The following is a 17,058-nucleotide window of genomic DNA, read 5'->3' as shown; positions in this document are numbered from 1 at the left end:
GTCGCAGAAGGCCGGATAACCCGGCCCTGGGGACGTGCCTATCTGTCACAAGGAAAGCTTCCCGTGAAGGTCATCGCCTCAACCCTCCGCAAAGGCAATGTCGTCGATATCGACGGCAGGCTCTATGTGGTTCTTACCGCGCAGAACATCCATCCCGGCAAGGGCACGCCCGTGACCCAGCTCGACATGCGCCGGATCTCGGACGGGGTGAAGGTCTCCGAGCGCTACCGCACGACCGAGCAGGTCGAGCGTGCCTTCGTGGAGGACCGCGAGCACACCTTCCTCTATGCGGACGGCGAGGGCTACCACTTCATGAATCCCGAGACCTACGACCAGGTGGTCGTGCCGGAAGACATCATCGGCGACCAGAAGTCCTACCTGCAGGAAGGCATGGCCGTCATGCTGTCGACCCACAACGGCCTTGCAATCGCCATTGAGCTGCCCGCTCGCGTGACCCTTGAGATCACCGAGACCGAGCCGGTCGTGAAGGGGCAGACGGCGTCTTCTTCCTACAAGCCCGCCATGCTCTCCAACGGCGTGCGCACCCTGGTGCCGCCTCATATCCAGGCCGGCACCCGCGTGGTCATCATGACGGAGGACGGCTCCTACGTTGAGCGCGCCAAGGACTAAATAATTTTCGGATTCGGTCCTGACGTTTCGTCAGGAATCTGTCTTGAAGGATGGGCGGTTTCGGTGAACCTTCGCCGGACCGCCCATTTCTCTTTGGCAAGGTAACGATCTCCATGGCGAGCGCCGTTCACAACCCCATCAATTCCCTGGTCGCGGATGTGGGAAGCCCGCCGATCCCTGAGGCGCAGGCCTGGACGAAGCGCTATGCCGGGGCCTTCGGGCCGCTGATCAACCTGTCGCAAGCGGTGCCCGGCAACGCCCCCCATCAGGGCTTGCTGGAGCGCCTGGCGTCATCGGCCGGATCCGCCGCAGGAGCGCAGTACGGACCCATCAGCGGCGATCATGCTCTGCGCGAGGCTTACGCAGCGGAGCTGTCGAGGATCTATGGCGGCGCGATCGAGGCCGCCGACACGGCCGTAACCGCCGGATGCAACATGGCCTTTTTCGCGACCATGATGCTCCTGGCCCGGCAGGGGGACGCCATTCTCTTGCCCACGCCCTGGTATTTCAATCACCAGATGAGCCTCGACATGCTCGGCATTGAGGCGCGGCCTCTGCCGTGTCATCCGGAGGCCGGCTTCGTGCCGCAGGTCGAGGATGCCGAGATCCTGATCGACGGAAAAGTGAAGGCCATCGTTCTGGTCACGCCCAATAATCCCACCGGCGCCGTTTATCCGGCACACGTGATCGAGGCCTTCGCCGAGCTTTGCCGTCGTCGCGGGATTTATCTCGTTATCGACGAGACATACCGGGATTTCCTCCCACGCGGTGTGAACCGTGCGCACGGCCTTTTCACGGGACGTGAATGGCGCGACACCGTGATTCAGCTCTATTCGTTCTCCAAGTCCTATGCCATCCCGGGTCATCGGACGGGCGCCGTCACGGCGGATGCCGGGCTCATCGAGCAGATCGCCAAGATCCTCGATTGCATCCAGATCTGCGCTCCACGGGTGGCGCAGGCGGCTTTGCCCTGGGCGATCGACGCTCTTCGGGATTGGCGGGAGGCCAATCGGTCGGAAATCAACGATCGGGCGGCGGTGTTCCGGAAAGCTCTCGAGCCGCTTCCGGAATGGCAGGTCGAATCGGTCGGCGCGTATTTCGCCTATTTGAAGCATCCATTTCCGGGCACGCCGGCCCAAGTGGTTGCGGAGCGCCTCGCCGTGGATCGCGGTGTTCTTTGTCTGCCGGGAAGTTATTTCGGACCGGGGCAGGAGGAGCATTTGCGAGTGGCTTTCGCCAATGTCGGAGCCGAAACTCTGGCGAGTTTGACGGACCGATTCCGGGCTCTTTCCATCTAGAACACCCCTTCTGCTCCTGCCCAAAACTTGTCTCCAACCCTTGGCAGAGTGCCGAAGGGGTTGTTACTCTCGATTCCAAACGGGCATCGGTTCGATGCCAGGGATAGTGTTTTGACCGTTAAGTACGATGCGCTCGTCGAAGCAGAGGGAGGTCGATCGAAGCCGCTAGCGGAGCCTGTCGGGGATTCGTCCTTGCGCGCCGATCGCACCCATACTGCACCGGGACGGCGGAATGGCCGCCGACGCCCGTCGCGCAGCTATGCGGCGCTCGATCTTGGGACAAACAATTGCCGCCTGCTCATTGCGGAGCCGGCGCATTTTGGATTTCGCGTCGTCGATGCCTTTTCCCGCATCGTGCGGCTCGGTGAGGGCTTGGGGTTCGGCAATCACCTGAGCGCGGACGCCATTGAGCGCACCATCGACGCCCTGCGCATCTGCCGGGACAAGATGGCCGCCAAGGATGTCATGCGGGCGCGGCTGGTCGCTACCGAAGCCTGTCGCCTTGCGTCGAACGGCCCGGATTTCATCGAGCGGGTCAGGACCGATCTGGACCTCGATCTCGAGATCGTCGATCGGAAAACCGAAGCCTATCTGGCTGTCACCGGTTGCGCCTCCCTGGCCGACCCGAAGGCCCATTCCGTGATCGTCTTCGACATTGGTGGCGGATCGACGGAAATTGCCTGGGTCGACGGGGTTGCGCCTCACATGTTCGCGGATCCTTGCAAACGGATCCGGGCGTGGGACTCGCTTCCCGTCGGGGTCGTGACCCTGGCCGAGCGGCATGGGGGTATCGACGTGACGCCGGAGAGTTTCGAGGGCATGGTCGAGGAGGTGACCGAGCTTCTCCTCGACTTCGCCCTCGTCGCCGCCGAAGCAGGACGCGCGCCCGGTTTCCATCTCCTCGGTACTTCCGGGACCGTCACGACCGTCGGCGGCATTCACCTCGGCCTCCCCCGCTACGACCGTCGCCGGGTTGACGGAATGTGGATGACCGACGACGACATTTCCGCCGTTATCGACAACTTGCTCGCCTCCGATTTCCAGGAGCGCGCCGCAAACCCTTGCATTGGAAAGGACAGGGCGGACCTGGTGCTGGCCGGCTGCGCGATCCTGGAGGCGATCCGCCGGGCCTTTCCGGCGGATCGGCTTCGGATCGCGGATCGCGGGCTGCGCGAAGGAATCCTGATGAATATGATGCGTGAAGACAGTGTATGGCGGGAGAACCGCCGGTGAGTACATCGAAATCCGGATCGGGTGTCAGAACCCTGAAGCAAAGGGTCAAGACCGCGAACAAGCGGTCCCTGTCCTCGCAGAAGTGGCTCGAGCGACAGCTGAACGATCCTTATGTGGCGCGCGCCAAGCGCGAGGGTTATCGCTCTCGTGCCGCCTTTAAGTTGCTGGAAATCGACGAGAAATTTCACATTCTCAAGCCCGGTCAGCGCGTGGTCGATCTTGGAGCCGCTCCCGGCGGCTGGTCCCAGATCGCGGCGCGCAAGGTCGGCGACAAGGGCAGGGTGGTCGGCATCGATCTTTTGCCGATCGATCCGATGCCGGGTGTGGAGTTCATCCAGCTCGACTTCCTCGACGAAGAAGCTCCGGGGAAGCTGATCGATCTGCTCGGCGGGCCTGCGGATATCGTCATGTCGGACATGGCCGCCAACACGACCGGTCACAAGAAGACGGATCACCTGCGCATCATCGGTCTTGCGGAAGCGGCGATCGAGTTCGCGCGCGAGATCCTCGCTCCTGGCGGCGTTTTCGTCGCGAAGGTGTTTCAGGGCGGAACCGAGGGTCAGCTCCTGGCGGATCTGAAGCGCGATTTTGCGGTGGTCCGGCATGTGAAGCCCGCCGCGAGCCGGGCGGACTCGGCGGAACTCTACGTCATGGCAACCGGTTTTCGAGGGCGAGCGGAACCTATGCGGTCGGACTGACGCGCCCGTTCCTCGGGACTAGCAGCACAAGGGGATGGACGCATGGTTTTCAAGGTCGGGATCATCGGTTTCGGCAAGATCGCGCAGGATCAGCATCTTCCCGCCATCCGCAGCAATCCGAATTTCGAGTTGACGGCCGTGGCCAGCCAGCGCGGGCTGACGCCGGACGAGGCCAAGCACACTTTCACGGATTACCGGGAAATGCTTCGTGAGGTGCCCGATCTCGACGCGGTTGCCATTTGCACGCCGCCCCAGGTTCGGCATGCCATCGCCCGGGACGTCCTCGAGGCGGGAAAGCACGTGCTGCTCGAAAAGCCCCCGGCCGCCACGTTGAGCGAGCTCGAAGATCTCCGACGCATCGCCGGCGAAATGGGAAAGGTCGTCTTCACGACCTGGCACGCCCAGTACAACAGAGGGGTGGATGTCGCCCGCGACACGCTGGCGGGGCGCACCGTGCGTCGCCTTCTGGTGACATGGAAAGAGGATGTCCGCCATTGGCATCCCGGGCAGCAATGGATCTGGCAGGCAGGCGGTTTCGGCGTTTTCGATCCTGGCATCAACGCTCTGTCGATCGTGACGAAGATCATGCCGCAGCCGGTTTTCATCAAGCAGTCGGTGCTGCAATTTCCCGAGAACCGCGACGCCCCCATCGCGGCGAGCCTCAAGCTCTCGACCGGAACCGAGGGGGCCGATCTCCAGGCCGTATTCGACTGGCGGCAGACTGGGCCTCAGACCTGGGACATCGAGGTCGACTGCGAAGGCGGACCCTTGTTGAAGCTCTCCCATGGCGGCAGACGGCTCGAAGTCGACGGCTCTCTCGTTGTCGAGGAGGGAGACGACGAATACCCCGAGATCTACCGGCGGTTCGAGACCCTGCTGGCGAGCGGCCGGGTCGAGGTCGACGATGCGCCGTTCCGGCTGGCCGCCGACGCCTTCATGATCGGGCGGCGGGTGCAGGTCGAGGCCTTCGACGACGACCCGGCCCAGGGCGGGCATTAACGGGGCAAGGGAAATTCCCTCCCGCTGCGGAGCTGTCGGCAAAACGGCTAGGGGGCAGCCCGTGAGGACGTGCCCCCTGAATTCACGTTAAGGGGGATCGTGAGGCTGCGTCAGGCGAGGTTCTTCTTCAGGAAGGCGACCGTCCGCTTCCAGGCCAGATCGGCCGCCTCCTTGTCGTAGCGGGCGGCATTCGTGTCGTTGTTGAAGGCATGGTTGGCGCCCTCATAGACATGGATCTCGTAAGTCTTTCCCGACTGCTTCAGGGCCTCCTCATAGGCTGGAATGCCTGCATTGATCCGCTCGTCGAGGCCGCCATAGTGCAGGAGGAGGGCCGCCTTGATCTTCGGAACATCCTCCGCCTTGGGTTGCCCGCCGTAATAGGCGACCCCCGCAGAGAGGTCCGGGTCGTTGACGGCCAGGTTGTTGACGGCACCCCCGCCCCAGCAGAAGCCGACGGCCCCGACCTTTCCATTGCCTCCGGACAGGCCTTTCAGATAGGCGACAGCGGCGCGGCTGGAGGCAAGGATATCGGGTTGCTTGAGCTCACCGATCATCTCGCGTCCCTTGTCCTCATCCTGGGGAGTGCCGCCCTTGGGCGCCAGATAATCGAGGCCCAACGCCAGAAAGCCGTCCGTCGCCAGACGGCGGGTCACGTCCTTGATGTGCGGATTGAGGCCCCGGTTTTCGTGGATGACCAAAACGGTCGGGAGACGATCGCCCGTCTTGGGGCGCACAAGATAGCCTTTCAGGCCCTGGACCCCCGGGACATCGACCATTTCGGCCGTAATGCGCGGATCCTTCTCGTCGACGGTGTCGGCCTTGGCGTAGTTGTTCTGGAGGATCGGTAGGAGAGCGGCTCCAGCCGCCGCGCTTCCGGCGAGACTGGCGAGGCGGTCGAGAAATGCTCGGCGGTTCATGCCGCCATGGGTGAAATGGTCGTAAAGGTCGATGATGCGCTGGTCCAACGGAGCCTCCCTGGTCGGAAGGCTCAACCTTAAGGCGTTTCCGTTCCATCGCCCATACCGGACGACGGGGTCTGGCGTTTCAAAGCTTTGTGACCGGACATCTCGGCGCCGGCATCGTGCGGCAGCCCCATGAACGCGAAGGTCGAGAGCACGGCGACGGCGGCTACGATCCAGAATGCCGGGCCGAAATCCTGCGCGACGATGGTCGGGGACCCATGAAAGCGGGACGCGCCTTCGAGAGCGGACGCGCCGAGCGCGACGCCCATGCTGAGCGCAAGCTGTTGGGCGACGCTCGACAGGCTCGTGGCCGAGCTCATGTCACGGTTGGACACCTCGGCATACGCAATGGCGTTGAGGCTCGTGAACTGAAGGGACCGGAAGCAGCCGCCCACAAGAAGCACGGTCATGATCAGCCAGTGCGGAGTCGTCGGGGTGAAGAACCCGTTCGCGGCGACGAACGCCGCCCCGATCACCGCATTGATGGTCAGAAGGCGCTTGAAGCCGACATGTTCGAGAATGCGCTTCGCCATGGTCTTCATGAACAGCGCACCGACCGCCGCAATGAAGGTGAGGGAGCCGGACGCCAGGGGCGACAGGCCGAAGCCGACCTGGAACATCAGCGGCAGAAGAAACGGTATGGCTCCGATGCCGACCCGGAAGAGCGATCCGCCGGTAACGCTCGCCCGAAAGGTCGGGAGCCGGAGCAGGCCGAGCTGGAGCACCGGATGGGGCGTGCGTCGGGCGTGCCTGATGAAGAGGATCACGCTGATCGCGCCGATCACGACGCAGGCGACCGAGACGCTTAAGGGGATCATGTGGCGTCCCCCGGAAGCAAAGCCCAGCATCAGCAAGGCAAAGCCGGCACCGGCCAGGATAAACCCCGTGAAATCGAAGGGTGGGATCTCCTCTTCCTTGATTTCCGGGACGAAGATCGTCGCCAGAACGATTCCGAGAATCCCGATCGGGATGTTGATGAAGAAGATCCAGCGCCAGTCGAAATAGGTGGTGATGAACCCGCCGAGGGGTGGGCCGGCGATGGGGCCGATCAGGGCCGGAATGGTCAGGGTCGCCAGGGCTTGCACCACCTCATGGCGCGGCACGCTGCGCAGAAGCACGAGGCGCCCGACCGGCACCATCATGGCGCCTCCCATTCCCTGGATAAACCGTGCAAGAACAAAGCCTTCCAGGGAGCCTGCGGCGGCGCAGGACAGGGACCCGATCATGAAGACGCCGATGGCGGCCCGAAAAATCGTCTTGGAGCCGAACTTGTCGGCCATCCAGCCCGAGATCGGGATGAAGATCGCCAAGCCCACGAGATAGGACGTCAGGGCCAGTTTGAGGGCGATGGGATCCTCGCCGATATCCTGCGCGATCATCGGCAGCGAGGTGGCGATCACGGTCGAGTCCGTGTTCTCCATGAACAGCGCGGTGGCGATGATGAGAGGGAGGAGGCGGGAAGGGCGCATGACCTTTGGCACTTAGCGCCTTCGCCGCGACTTGCATAGAGTTACATCTGCACGGCAGATCTTCATATCCAACAGGGTTTTACCGCTTTGCGAAAAGAACGGCCCATGCTACGGACCCTCGCCAACTCGTCGCTGCCAAGCGCGGATCCATTTCTCTCATCAAGGAGTTGGCCATGGCCTCAATCGCCGATCGTCTCATCGAGGGATTGACCTTCGACGATGTGCTGCTGAGGCCCGGGCGCTCCGAGGTTCTGCCGGCTGATGTCGACGTCGGAACCCAGCTGACCCAGTCCATCCGCCTTAACCTTCCGATCATCGCCTCCGCCATGGACACGGTCACGGAAGGGCGAATGGGCATCGCCATGGCCCAGGCCGGCGGCATCGGAGTTATCCACCGCAATCTGGAACCCGATGCGCAGGCCGAGCAGGTCCGCCTCGTGAAGCGCTACGAGTCCGGCATGGTGATGAACCCGATCACCATTCATCCGGACGAGACCCTGGCCGATGCGCTCGCGATGATGAAGCAAAATGGCATCTCCGGCATCCCGGTCGTCGAGCGGGGCCCTTCCGGTTCCAAGGGCAAGCTTGTCGGCATCCTGACCAACCGGGATGTCCGCTTTGCCAACAATCCGTCCCAGCGCGTTTCCGAGCTGATGACGAAGGACCGCCTGATCACCGTCCGGGAAGGCGTCAACCAGGATGAGGCCCGACGCCTCCTGCACCAGTTCCGCATCGAGAAACTCCTGGTGGTCGACGATCACTATCGCTGCATCGGGCTGATCACCGTCAAGGATATCGAGAAGCAGGTCGCTCATCCCAACGCCGCCAAGGACGAGCAGGGTCGCCTGCGGGTCGCCGCCGCGACGACCACCGGCGAACAGGGCTTCGAGCGCTCCGAACGTCTGATCGATGCGGGTGTCGACGTGATCGTCGTCGATACGGCCCACGGTCATTCCGTCCGGGTGCTCGAGAGCGTGACCCGGGTCAAGAAACTCTCCAACGCCGTCCAGGTCATTGCCGGAAACGTCGCGACCCGCGAGGGAGCCAAAGCTCTGATCGACGCGGGCGCCGATGCGGTGAAGGTCGGTATCGGTCCCGGATCCATCTGCACCACCCGCATCGTTGCCGGTGTCGGCGTCCCACAGCTCACCGCGATCATGGAGGCCGTCGAGGCGGCATCGGCGGCTGGAATTCCGGTGATCGCGGACGGTGGCATCAAGGTCTCGGGCGATCTCGCCAAGGCCCTTGCCGCCGGCGCGTCCACGGCGATGGTCGGCTCCCTGCTTGCGGGCACCGACGAGACGCCCGGCGAGGTGTTTCTCTACCAGGGCCGTTCCTACAAGTCCTATCGGGGCATGGGCTCCGTGGGCGCCATGGCGCGAGGATCCGCGGATCGCTATTTCCAGGCGGAAGTCCGTGACACCCTCAAGCTCGTTCCGGAAGGCGTCGAAGGCCAGGTGGCATACAAAGGACCCGTCTCGGCGGTTCTGCATCAGCTCGCCGGCGGCCTTCGGGCTTCGATGGGATATGTGGGCGCCCGCACCTTGCCGGAGTTCCAGGAGAAGGCCCAGTTCATCCGGATCACCGGAGCGGGCCTGCGCGAAAGCCATGTTCATGACGTGACGATCACCCGGGAGAGCCCTAACTATCCGACCCGCAGCTAAGCTAGGGCTTCAAAGGGGCATTCATGAGCATCACCGCAGTTCTTCTTCCGGTCTTCGTCCAGGTCGGGTTGACCTTCGTCCTTCTTTTCTGGATGGGGCGCTCCCGCATCGGCCTTCTCAAGGCCGGCGAGGTCAAGGTCCGGGACATCGCGCTCGGCGAGCGCAACTGGCCGGATCGCGTTCTCAAAGTGACGAACGCGTATCACAATCAGTTCGAACTGCCGGTGCTGTTCTATGCCATCGTGACCTTGGCGCTGATCACCAAGAAGGCCGACCTGATCTTCGTCGTGATGTCGTGGATGTTCGTTGTGACACGCCTCGTTCACGCGGGCATCCATGTCACCGGGAACAAAGTGTCTCAGCGCTTTATGGCGTTTCTCCTCGGCGTGCTGATCCTCATGCTCATGTGGATCATCTTCGCCTTGCGGATTTTTGCCTCCGAGCTTGGCGTTTAGGATCGGGCCGGCAGGGGGCCCGTCCGGGCGGCTCGTGAACAGGCAAGGATGCGCGGGATGGGCGAAGGCACATCCCGCCATCGTCTTTAGTATCGACGGCCGCTTTCCAGCTGCGTCTTGGCATCATAGGCCTTGCGCGGGGGCGGATTGGTATCCACGACGGGCGGCGGCGTGGTGGCGCACGCCGCAATGGCGAGAGTAACACCGACGGCAAGAATGCGAGTCAGCTTGATCGACATCAGTAAGAGCTCCAAGACCGCGTGCGACATGCACGCAGGTCCTTCCATACGATCCGGATCGAGATCGAAACTGGGTAATAATATGTCTTTTCCACGGCCAAGCTCGAGTGTTGTATTCCTATGACGCCAGCAGCCCGCATTGCCGCCGCCATCGAGGTTCTTGCTGACATCGACGCGCGCCGGCGTCCCGCGACAGATGCCTTGAAGGATTGGGGCCTCTCTCACCGTTTCGCTGGTTCGAAGGACCGGGCTGCCATCGCAAGCCTCGTGTATGATGCCCTGCGCCGCAAATCCTCCGCCTCCTGGATCATGGGCGAGGCGACGCCGCGCGCCGTCGTTCTCGGCATGCTCAAGCTGCAAAGGGGCCTTGATGTTGATGCTATCGCCCGGCTGTTCTCCGGCGAGCGCTTTGCGCCGGAGCCCCTGACCGAGGCGGAGCGGGCGCGGCTTTCTACAGCGAGCCTGAAGGATGCCCCGCCCGCTGCGGCCGGGGATTTTCCCGAATGGATCGCCCCATCCCTGGAACGTCTCTTCGGCGAGGATCTCGTTCGTGAGATGGAAGCCCTGACGGCTCGCGCGCCGCTCGATCTGCGGGTCAATACCCTGAAAGTCGCGTCCCGCGAGGAAGCTCACGACGCGCTGCCGCATCTAGGCGCGGTCGAGACTCCCCATTCTCCTCTTGGTCTGCGGATCATGCCCGGCGAGGACGGGCGCGGGCCGGCGGTTCAAGCCGAGCCTGAATTCCTCAAGGGCTGGATCGAGATTCAGGACGAGGGATCGCAGCTCGCGGCGCTTCTTTCGGCCGTCGAGTCTGGCGAGCAGGTGGTTGATCTGTGCGCAGGTGGGGGCGGAAAAACCTTGGCGCTGGCGGCGATGATGGACAACCACGGCCAGATCTACGCCACGGATAACGATGCGCGGCGCCTTGCTCCCATCCATGACCGCCTGACCCGGGCCGGGGTTCGTAACGTGCAGGTCCGCACGCCGAGAGGCGGAGCGGACGCGGTGGCCGACCTCGACGGGCGGATCGACTGCGTTCTCGTGGACGCGCCGTGCACCGGCGTCGGGACCTGGCGACGCAATCCGGATGCGAAATGGCGTCTGCGGCCGGGTAGCCTCGAGGTCCGTCGGAAGGAACAGGCGGCCGTGCTGGATCGCGCCGCAAAGCTGGCCAAGCCGGGCGGACGCATCGCCTATATCACCTGCTCGATCCTGCCGGAGGAGAACGACGAGGCGTTGGCGGCTTTTCTCGCCGAAGCCCGGAACATTCAACCCCTGCCGCAGGATCAGATCCTTGAAAGGGCCGGAATGACCTCTCTGAAGGAGTTTCTTCGTCCCACCAGGATCGGCTGGCAGATGACGCCGCTTCGCACCGGCACGGACGGCTTCTACGTTGCCGTTCTCGTCAAAAATCCATAAGTCAGCCGCATGCCCGCCATCGCTGTTTACGTCCCGAGGCTCAAGACCATCCCATGACCCAGTCCCACGACAAGATCCTGATCATCGATTTCGGCTCCCAGGTGACGCAGCTCATCGCCCGCAGGGTGCGTGAAGAGGGCGTTTATTCGGAGGTGGTGCCTTTCCAGAAGGCGGCCGAGGCGCTGCGGGAGATGAAGCCGAAGGGGGTGATCCTTTCAGGCGGCCCGGAATCGGTGACCATGGAAACGTCGCCTCGGGCGCCCCAGGAAGTGTTCGACTGCGATGTCCCAGTCTTCGGCATCTGTTATGGCCAGCAGACCATGGCGGCGCAGCTCGGCGGAGAGGTCGAGAGCGGCCATCATTCCGAGTTCGGCCGGGCCGAAATCGAAATCCTGACCGAGAGCCCGCTTTACCAGGGCGTCTGGCATGTCGGGAAAAAGTACCCGGTTTGGATGAGCCACGGCGACCGGGTGACCAAGCTCCCGGAAGGCTTCGAGCCGCTTGCCTCCTCGCCCAACGCCCCATTCGCCATCGTGGCGGACGAGGGCCGCAAGTTCTATGCCGTCCAGTTCCACCCGGAAGTGGTGCACACCCCCCAGGGCGAGCTTTTGATCCGCAACTTCGTGCGCGACATCGCGGGCTGCCGGGGCGACTGGACCATGAAGGCGTTCCGTGAGGAGGCGATCGAGCGCATCCGCGCCCAGGTCGGGAACGGCAAGGTCATCTGCGGTCTTTCGGGCGGCGTCGATTCCGCCGTCGCGGCGGTCCTGATCCATGAGGCGATCGGCGATCAGCTCACCTGCGTCTTCGTCGATCATGGCCTCTTGCGCGCGTCCGAAGCCGAGCAGGTGGTCACGCTCTTCCGCGATCACTACAACATCCCGCTGGTCCACGTGCAGGCGCAGGACCTCTTCATCGGCGCCCTCGAAGGGGTATCCGACCCGGAGGTGAAGCGCAAAACCATCGGAAAGCTCTTTATCGATGTGTTCGACGAGGAGGCCAAAAAGATCGGCGGCGCGGATTTCCTGGCTCAGGGCACGCTCTATCCCGACGTGATCGAGAGCGTTTCCTTCACCGGCGGGCCTTCGGTCACGATCAAGAGCCACCACAATGTCGGCGGGCTTCCGGAGCGCATGAAAATGAAGCTCGTGGAGCCGCTGCGCGAACTCTTCAAGGACGAGGTGAGGGTGCTCGGCCGTGAGCTGGGCCTTCCGGAGGCCTTCGTCGGCCGTCATCCGTTCCCGGGTCCGGGCCTTGCCATCCGGGTGCCCGGCGAGATCACGCGTGAGAAGCTCGAGATCCTGCGCAAGGCCGACGCGATCTATCTCGAGGAGATCCGCAAGGCCGGACTCTACGACAAGATCTGGCAGGCCTTCGCCGTGCTGCTCCCGGTCAAGACCGTGGGCGTGATGGGCGATGCGCGCACCTACGACCATGTCTGCGCGCTGCGCGCCGTAACCTCCATCGACGGCATGACGGCCGATTTCTTCCCGTTCGACATGACCTTCCTGGGCAACGTCGCGACCCGGATCATCAATGAAGTGAAGGGGATCAACCGCGTGACCTACGACATTACGTCGAAGCCGCCGGGCACGATCGAGTGGGAGTAAGCCGAGCTGATCCAACTCGGCCAAGCCGCCAAAATTGCTTCGGGAAATAGGACGACCTCTCCATGACAGCCAACAACCGTATCGTCCTCTCCAGCGACCACGCCGCCATTCCGCTCCGGCAGGCCATCGTCGCCCATGTCGCGGCGCAGGGCTGGGTGGTGGTCGACATCGGGCCGACGACACCGGAGAGCACGCCCTATCCTCAGCACGGCGAAGCGGCGGCGCGGCTCGTCGCCTCCGGCGATTGCCGGCTTGGCATCATCCTCTGCGGCACCGGCCAGGGCATCATGATGGCGGCGAACAAGGTCAAGGGCATCCGTTGCGGGGTCTGCCTCGATACGTTCTCAGCCCGCATGATCCGCCAGCACAACGATGCCAATATGCTGTCGATAGGCGCGCGCGTGGTGGGCGAAGGGCTGGCGCTCGATATCGTCGACGCGTTCCTGAGCGCTGAGTTCGAGGGCGGTCGCCATGCGACACGGGTGGAGATGATCGGAGCGCTGGAGGAATAGCGCCACACGTTCCCTCTCTAGAAGGAGAAGGGTGATTTCGTTCGAAATCGTCGCGCCGGCATCGTCCCATTCATTCCGGTTTCTCGGCTGAGCTTGCTCCGAGCCATTGCCTGACCAGGTTTCCCCAGGATCCAGCCTTATAGGCCCGACGATCTCGGTTCATTGAAAAGGAGTTCCCGTGTCTGAGCAGCCATACATTCCGCTTCACGATGGCCGATCCATTCCCCAGGTCGGCCTTGGGGTCTGGCAAACGCCCGATGATGTTGCCGTGTCGGCGGTGCAGGCCGCCGTCGAGGCCGGATACCGGCATGTGGACACCGCCGCGGTTTACGAGAACGAAAGAGGGGTCGGCGAGGGGCTCCGCGCTGCGGACGTTTCGCGTGGCGACGTCTTCGTGACCACGAAGCTCTGGAATGCCAACCAGGGTTACGACGCCACGTTGGCCGCCTTCGACGAGAGCCTGAAGCGTCTCGGGGTCGAGTATGTCGATCTCTATTTGATCCACTGGCCGGCGCCGCATCGTAATCTCTATCTCGATACGTGGCGTGCTTTCGTGCGGCTGAAGGAGGAGGGACGGGCCAAGTCCATCGGCGTGTCGAACTTCGAAGCCGAGCACCTTGATCGCATCATCGGCGAAACCGGCGTGGCGCCGGTCCTCAACCAGATCGAGCTGCATCCCCGGTTCCAGCAGAAGGCGCTCCGGGAGGCTCATGCCGAGCGCGGTATCGTCACGCAATCCTGGAGCCCCCTCGGCCAGGGCACGGTGCTTCAGGATCCGGTGATTGCCGCCATTGCCGCCAAGCACGACCGGACCCCGGCTCAAGTGATCATCCGTTGGCATCTCGACAACAATCTGGTCGTGATCCCGAAATCCGTGACGCCGGGCCGTATCGTCGAGAACTTCGACGTCTTCGGCTTCAGGCTCGACGAGGACGATCTGAATCGGATCGCCAAGCTCGATGCAGCGGATGGGCGGATCGGGCCCAATCCGATGACGGCGACCTTCTGATCGGAAGCAGGGGCGGCAAAGCTGCTCCTGTCTGGAATGGACCCAAGCCTCAGTCCAGGCGTGCGGTGTCGAGAAAGCACTCCGGTTCTCATACGAAACAAAAAAGGCAGGCGTTGTGCCTGCCTTTTCTATTTGTCTTGAGCGCCGCCGTTATTGGATCTTCGGCGGCTCATCGAAGTTCAAGGGCGGGAGGCCCGTATCGCCTCCACCCGGTCCGATCCCGGGGACGAGCAGCTCGTCGAGCTTCTTCTGCACGGCTGCGGGGTCCACTGTGGCGCCTGCCGACTTATAATGCATGACCATCTGCGGGAAGGTCACCACGAGGCCGACCATGATGAGCTGGATGATAACGAACGGAATGGCACCCCAGTAAATCTGGCCTGTGGTGATCGGCTCCATCCGCTTGCCCGTGACGCGATCGATATAGGGCTCCTTCGGCGCCACCGAGCGGAGGAAGAACAAGGAGAACCCGAAGGGCGGATGCATGAACGATGTCTGCATGTTCACGCCGAGGATCACGCCGAACCAGATCAGGTCGATCCCCAGCTTCTCGGCCGCGGGCCCCAGCAGCGGAATGATGATGAAAGCGAGCTCGAAGTAATCGAGGAAGAAGGCCAGGAAGAACACGAGCAGGTTCACGACGATGAGGAAGCCGACCTGGCCGCCGGGCAGCGACGTGAGCAGGTGCTCCACCCAGATATGGCCGTTCACGCCGTAGAAGGTGAGCGAGAACACCCGCGCGCCGATCAGGATGAAGAGCACGAAGGCCGAGAGCTTGGCGGTCGCTTCAGTTGCCTGGCGCAGGAGGGTCCAGTTGAACCGGCTTGGATTGTTGTCGAGCTTGCGCTTGATCGCGGCAAGGATCACCGATCCCAGGGCGCCCATGGCGCCGCCTTCCGTCGGCGTCGCGACACCGATGAAGATCGTGCCGAGCACGAGGAAGATGAGCAGGAGCGGGGGCACCATCACGAAAGTGACCTGCTCGGCCATACGCGACATGAGGCGAAGGCCCGTCAGTCGCTCCACCAGCCCGACGAACAGCGAGTAGAGGGCGCCGGCAACGAACATCTCGACAACGAGGCCATAGTTCTCGTGGCCGTTCTTCCGAAGCAGAATATAGGCGGCAATGAGCGCGGCGGCGAGGACCGCAGAGGCGATCACATGCTTGGCACCGAGCCAGCGGTTGATGATGGCGCAGATCAGGGCAACGACCGTCGAGGCACAGATCGTCAGGATGACGAAATCCGATCCACCCCGAATCTCCGTCTGAGACAGGGCATAATAGCCCACCGCTCCGGAGAAGAGCACGAGGATGCCGAGCTGCCAGACGCCGCGAGCGCCATTGGGCTCACGGTATCCGATCGCTTCCGGCGGAAGGCCGGGGGCGGACTTCGGGTAGAAGATCGACATCAACAGCACGTAGCCCGCATACATGGCCGTGAGCACGAGCCCCGGGATGAAGGCGCCTTCGTACATATCGCCGACAGAGCGACCGAGCTGGTCCGCCATGACGATGAGCACGAGCGAAGGCGGAATGATCTGGGCAAGGGTTCCTGATGCCGCAATGACGCCTGATGCAAGGCGGCGGTCATACCCGTAGCGAAGCATGATCGGCAGGGAAATCAGACCCATCGAGATCACGGATGCGGCCACGACGCCGGTTGTCGCGGCCAGCAGCGCACCCACGAAAATCACCGCATAGGCGAGGCCGCCGCGCACGGGGCCGAACAGCTGGCCGATGGTGTCGAGAAGGTCTTCCGCCATGCCGGACCGTTCAAGAACCAGTCCCATGAAGGTGAAGAACGGGACGGCCAGGAGCACCTCGTTGGACATGGTGCCGAAGATGCGGTCCGGTAGCGCCTGAAGGAGCGGCCACGAAAGCGTGATCGTATCAGGGGCAAGCGGTGCCAGTTCGACCGCGAGGAAGAAGAACAGGAGGCCGTTGGCTGCCAGGGCAAAAGCGACCGGATAGCCAAGCAGCAGGAAGACGATAAGGGCACCGAACATGATCGGTGCGAGGTTCTGGGCAATCAACTGTGCCATGGACGGAGAGCTCCGGACGCGGAAAGCAATGGTTTGGATTGGGACACTAGCTGATGCCGTCGCCCGGAGGCGTCCCGGTACGTGGATCCTGTGCGGTTCCGAGCTCGGTCAGGAGACGCTCGGCCTCGGCCTCCGCGCTGTGAACTGTTTCGACGTCAGCCAGATCGCCGCGCATGATGGCGACGCGTTTGATCAGTTCGCTCAACCACTGCAGGAAAAGAAAAATGAAACCGAGGAGGATGAGACCCTTGGCGGGCCAGATCAGAAGGCCGCCGGCATTTGAGGAGACCTCGCCGGACTGAAACGATCTGATGAAGTAGGGCACGCTGAGCCACAGCATGATCGTCACGAACGGGAACAGGAAGAACAGGTGGCCAAAGATATCGACCAAGTCCCGCTTCCGTTTGGACAGCGTGTTCGACACGATGTCGATCCGGATATGCTCGTTCGCCTTCAGGGTCCAGGGCGAGCAGAGCATGAAAACGGCACCGAAGAGATACCACTGCAATTCGAGCCAGCCGTTCGAGGAGACGCCGAAGATGCGTCGAATGATGGCGTTGATGGCGGAGACCAGGATGGCCACCACGATGGCCCATGCCACGACTTTCCCTAGACGCTCGTTCAAACCGTCGATCGCCTGGGACAGCTTCAGGAGTGCTGTCATCCGTTTCGTCCCCTGATGAATTCCGTTGTTGGTTTTGTCAGGGTGTAGCTACCGAAGTTACATCGCCTCCGCTAGAGCCAACACGGCCTGACCGTACTCGACTTAAGGCGAGTACTCTCTATGCATTCCTGTCACAAGGGGGGCTGACATTGAA

Annotated in this window: 16 protein-coding genes; 11 read left to right on the top strand and 5 right to left on the bottom strand. The window is 62.8% G+C overall.

What is annotated here, in order from left to right; translation table 11 throughout:
* The first annotated feature begins 63 nt into the window (after nt 1-63).
* From efp to LJD17_RS10555, 5 genes are all read left to right on the top strand, one after another.
* Nucleotides 64-630 carry an elongation factor P gene (gene efp / locus LJD17_RS10575; protein ID WP_227384121.1) on the top strand — a complete coding sequence of 189 codons (567 nt, stop codon included), beginning with the start codon at nt 64-66 and terminating at the stop codon, nt 628-630.
* Nucleotides 631-743: 113 nt separating this feature from the next.
* Nucleotides 744-1,928 (top strand): aminotransferase, encoded by a 1,185-nt coding sequence (locus LJD17_RS10570; RefSeq protein ID WP_227384120.1) that lies wholly within the window; start codon nt 744-746, stop codon nt 1,926-1,928.
* A 192-nt stretch (nt 1,929-2,120) separates the two neighbouring features.
* On the top strand, nt 2,121-3,161 hold the full coding sequence (locus LJD17_RS10565; protein ID WP_227384309.1) for a Ppx/GppA phosphatase family protein: 1,041 nt from the start codon (nt 2,121-2,123) through the stop codon (nt 3,159-3,161).
* On the top strand, nt 3,158-3,859 hold the full coding sequence (locus tag LJD17_RS10560; RefSeq protein ID WP_227384119.1) for an RlmE family RNA methyltransferase: 702 nt from the start codon (nt 3,158-3,160) through the stop codon (nt 3,857-3,859). The genes LJD17_RS10565 and LJD17_RS10560 overlap by 4 nt, the downstream gene beginning before the upstream one ends.
* A 42-nt stretch (nt 3,860-3,901) precedes the next feature.
* Nucleotides 3,902-4,858 carry a Gfo/Idh/MocA family protein gene (locus tag LJD17_RS10555; RefSeq protein WP_227384118.1) on the top strand — a complete coding sequence of 319 codons (957 nt, stop codon included), beginning with the start codon at nt 3,902-3,904 and terminating at the stop codon, nt 4,856-4,858.
* Between the two features lie 110 nt (nt 4,859-4,968).
* On the opposite strand, the gene LJD17_RS10550 is transcribed toward LJD17_RS10555, so the two are convergent.
* Nucleotides 4,969-5,823 carry a dienelactone hydrolase family protein gene (locus LJD17_RS10550; protein ID WP_455030347.1) on the bottom strand — a complete coding sequence of 285 codons (855 nt, stop codon included), beginning with the start codon at nt 5,821-5,823 and terminating at the stop codon, nt 4,969-4,971.
* 29 nt (nt 5,824-5,852) lie between these two features.
* Nucleotides 5,853-7,289, bottom strand: a complete 1,437-nt coding sequence (locus LJD17_RS10545; RefSeq protein ID WP_227384117.1) for a DHA2 family efflux MFS transporter permease subunit — start codon at nt 7,287-7,289, stop codon at nt 5,853-5,855.
* Between the two features lie 173 nt (nt 7,290-7,462).
* On the opposite strand from LJD17_RS10545, the gene guaB reads away from it, so the two are divergent.
* Both guaB and LJD17_RS10535 read left to right on the top strand, forming a co-directional pair.
* The gene (guaB, locus tag LJD17_RS10540; protein ID WP_227384116.1) at nt 7,463-8,953 is read left to right on the top strand and encodes an IMP dehydrogenase; all 1,491 of its coding nucleotides are present in this window, start codon (nt 7,463-7,465) and stop codon (nt 8,951-8,953) included.
* Nucleotides 8,954-8,976: 23 nt separating this feature from the next.
* Nucleotides 8,977-9,408, top strand: coding sequence for an MAPEG family protein (locus LJD17_RS10535; protein ID WP_227384115.1), 432 nt, complete (start codon nt 8,977-8,979; stop codon nt 9,406-9,408).
* Between the two features lie 86 nt (nt 9,409-9,494).
* Here LJD17_RS10535 and LJD17_RS10530 read toward each other — a convergent pair whose 3' ends face one another.
* Nucleotides 9,495-9,677 (bottom strand): hypothetical protein, encoded by a 183-nt coding sequence (locus LJD17_RS10530; protein ID WP_227384114.1) that lies wholly within the window; start codon nt 9,675-9,677, stop codon nt 9,495-9,497.
* Nucleotides 9,678-9,767: 90 nt separating this feature from the next.
* Here LJD17_RS10530 and LJD17_RS10525 point away from each other — a divergent pair, with 90 nt between their 5' ends.
* The 4 genes from LJD17_RS10525 to LJD17_RS10510 all read left to right on the top strand — a co-directional run bounded on the left by LJD17_RS10525 (nt 9,768) and on the right by LJD17_RS10510 (nt 14,197).
* Nucleotides 9,768-11,066, top strand: a complete 1,299-nt coding sequence (locus tag LJD17_RS10525) for an RsmB/NOP family class I SAM-dependent RNA methyltransferase (RefSeq protein WP_227384113.1) — start codon at nt 9,768-9,770, stop codon at nt 11,064-11,066.
* Between the two features lie 53 nt (nt 11,067-11,119).
* On the top strand, nt 11,120-12,676 hold the full coding sequence (gene guaA / locus LJD17_RS10520; protein ID WP_227384112.1) for a glutamine-hydrolyzing GMP synthase: 1,557 nt from the start codon (nt 11,120-11,122) through the stop codon (nt 12,674-12,676).
* A gap of 62 nt (nt 12,677-12,738) precedes the next feature.
* Nucleotides 12,739-13,188 carry a ribose 5-phosphate isomerase B gene (rpiB, locus tag LJD17_RS10515; protein WP_227384111.1) on the top strand — a complete coding sequence of 150 codons (450 nt, stop codon included), beginning with the start codon at nt 12,739-12,741 and terminating at the stop codon, nt 13,186-13,188.
* A gap of 178 nt (nt 13,189-13,366) precedes the next feature.
* The gene (locus LJD17_RS10510) at nt 13,367-14,197 is read left to right on the top strand and encodes an aldo/keto reductase (RefSeq protein ID WP_227384110.1); all 831 of its coding nucleotides are present in this window, start codon (nt 13,367-13,369) and stop codon (nt 14,195-14,197) included.
* 150 nt (nt 14,198-14,347) lie between these two features.
* Here the strand turns inward: LJD17_RS10510 and LJD17_RS10505 are convergent, their stop codons facing one another.
* Both LJD17_RS10505 and LJD17_RS10500 read right to left on the bottom strand, forming a co-directional pair.
* On the bottom strand, nt 14,348-16,240 hold the full coding sequence (locus tag LJD17_RS10505) for a TRAP transporter large permease (RefSeq protein ID WP_227384109.1): 1,893 nt from the start codon (nt 16,238-16,240) through the stop codon (nt 14,348-14,350).
* 46 nt (nt 16,241-16,286) lie between these two features.
* Nucleotides 16,287-16,904, bottom strand: coding sequence for a TRAP transporter small permease subunit (locus LJD17_RS10500; RefSeq protein WP_227384108.1), 618 nt, complete (start codon nt 16,902-16,904; stop codon nt 16,287-16,289).
* Between the last annotated feature and the right edge of the window lie 154 nt (nt 16,905-17,058).

The organism is Microvirga rosea (assembly GCF_020595095.1).
GTDB classification, from domain to species: Bacteria; Pseudomonadota; Alphaproteobacteria; order Rhizobiales; family Beijerinckiaceae; genus Microvirga; species Microvirga rosea.
This window is presented reverse-complemented; position numbering and strand designations above follow the sequence as displayed.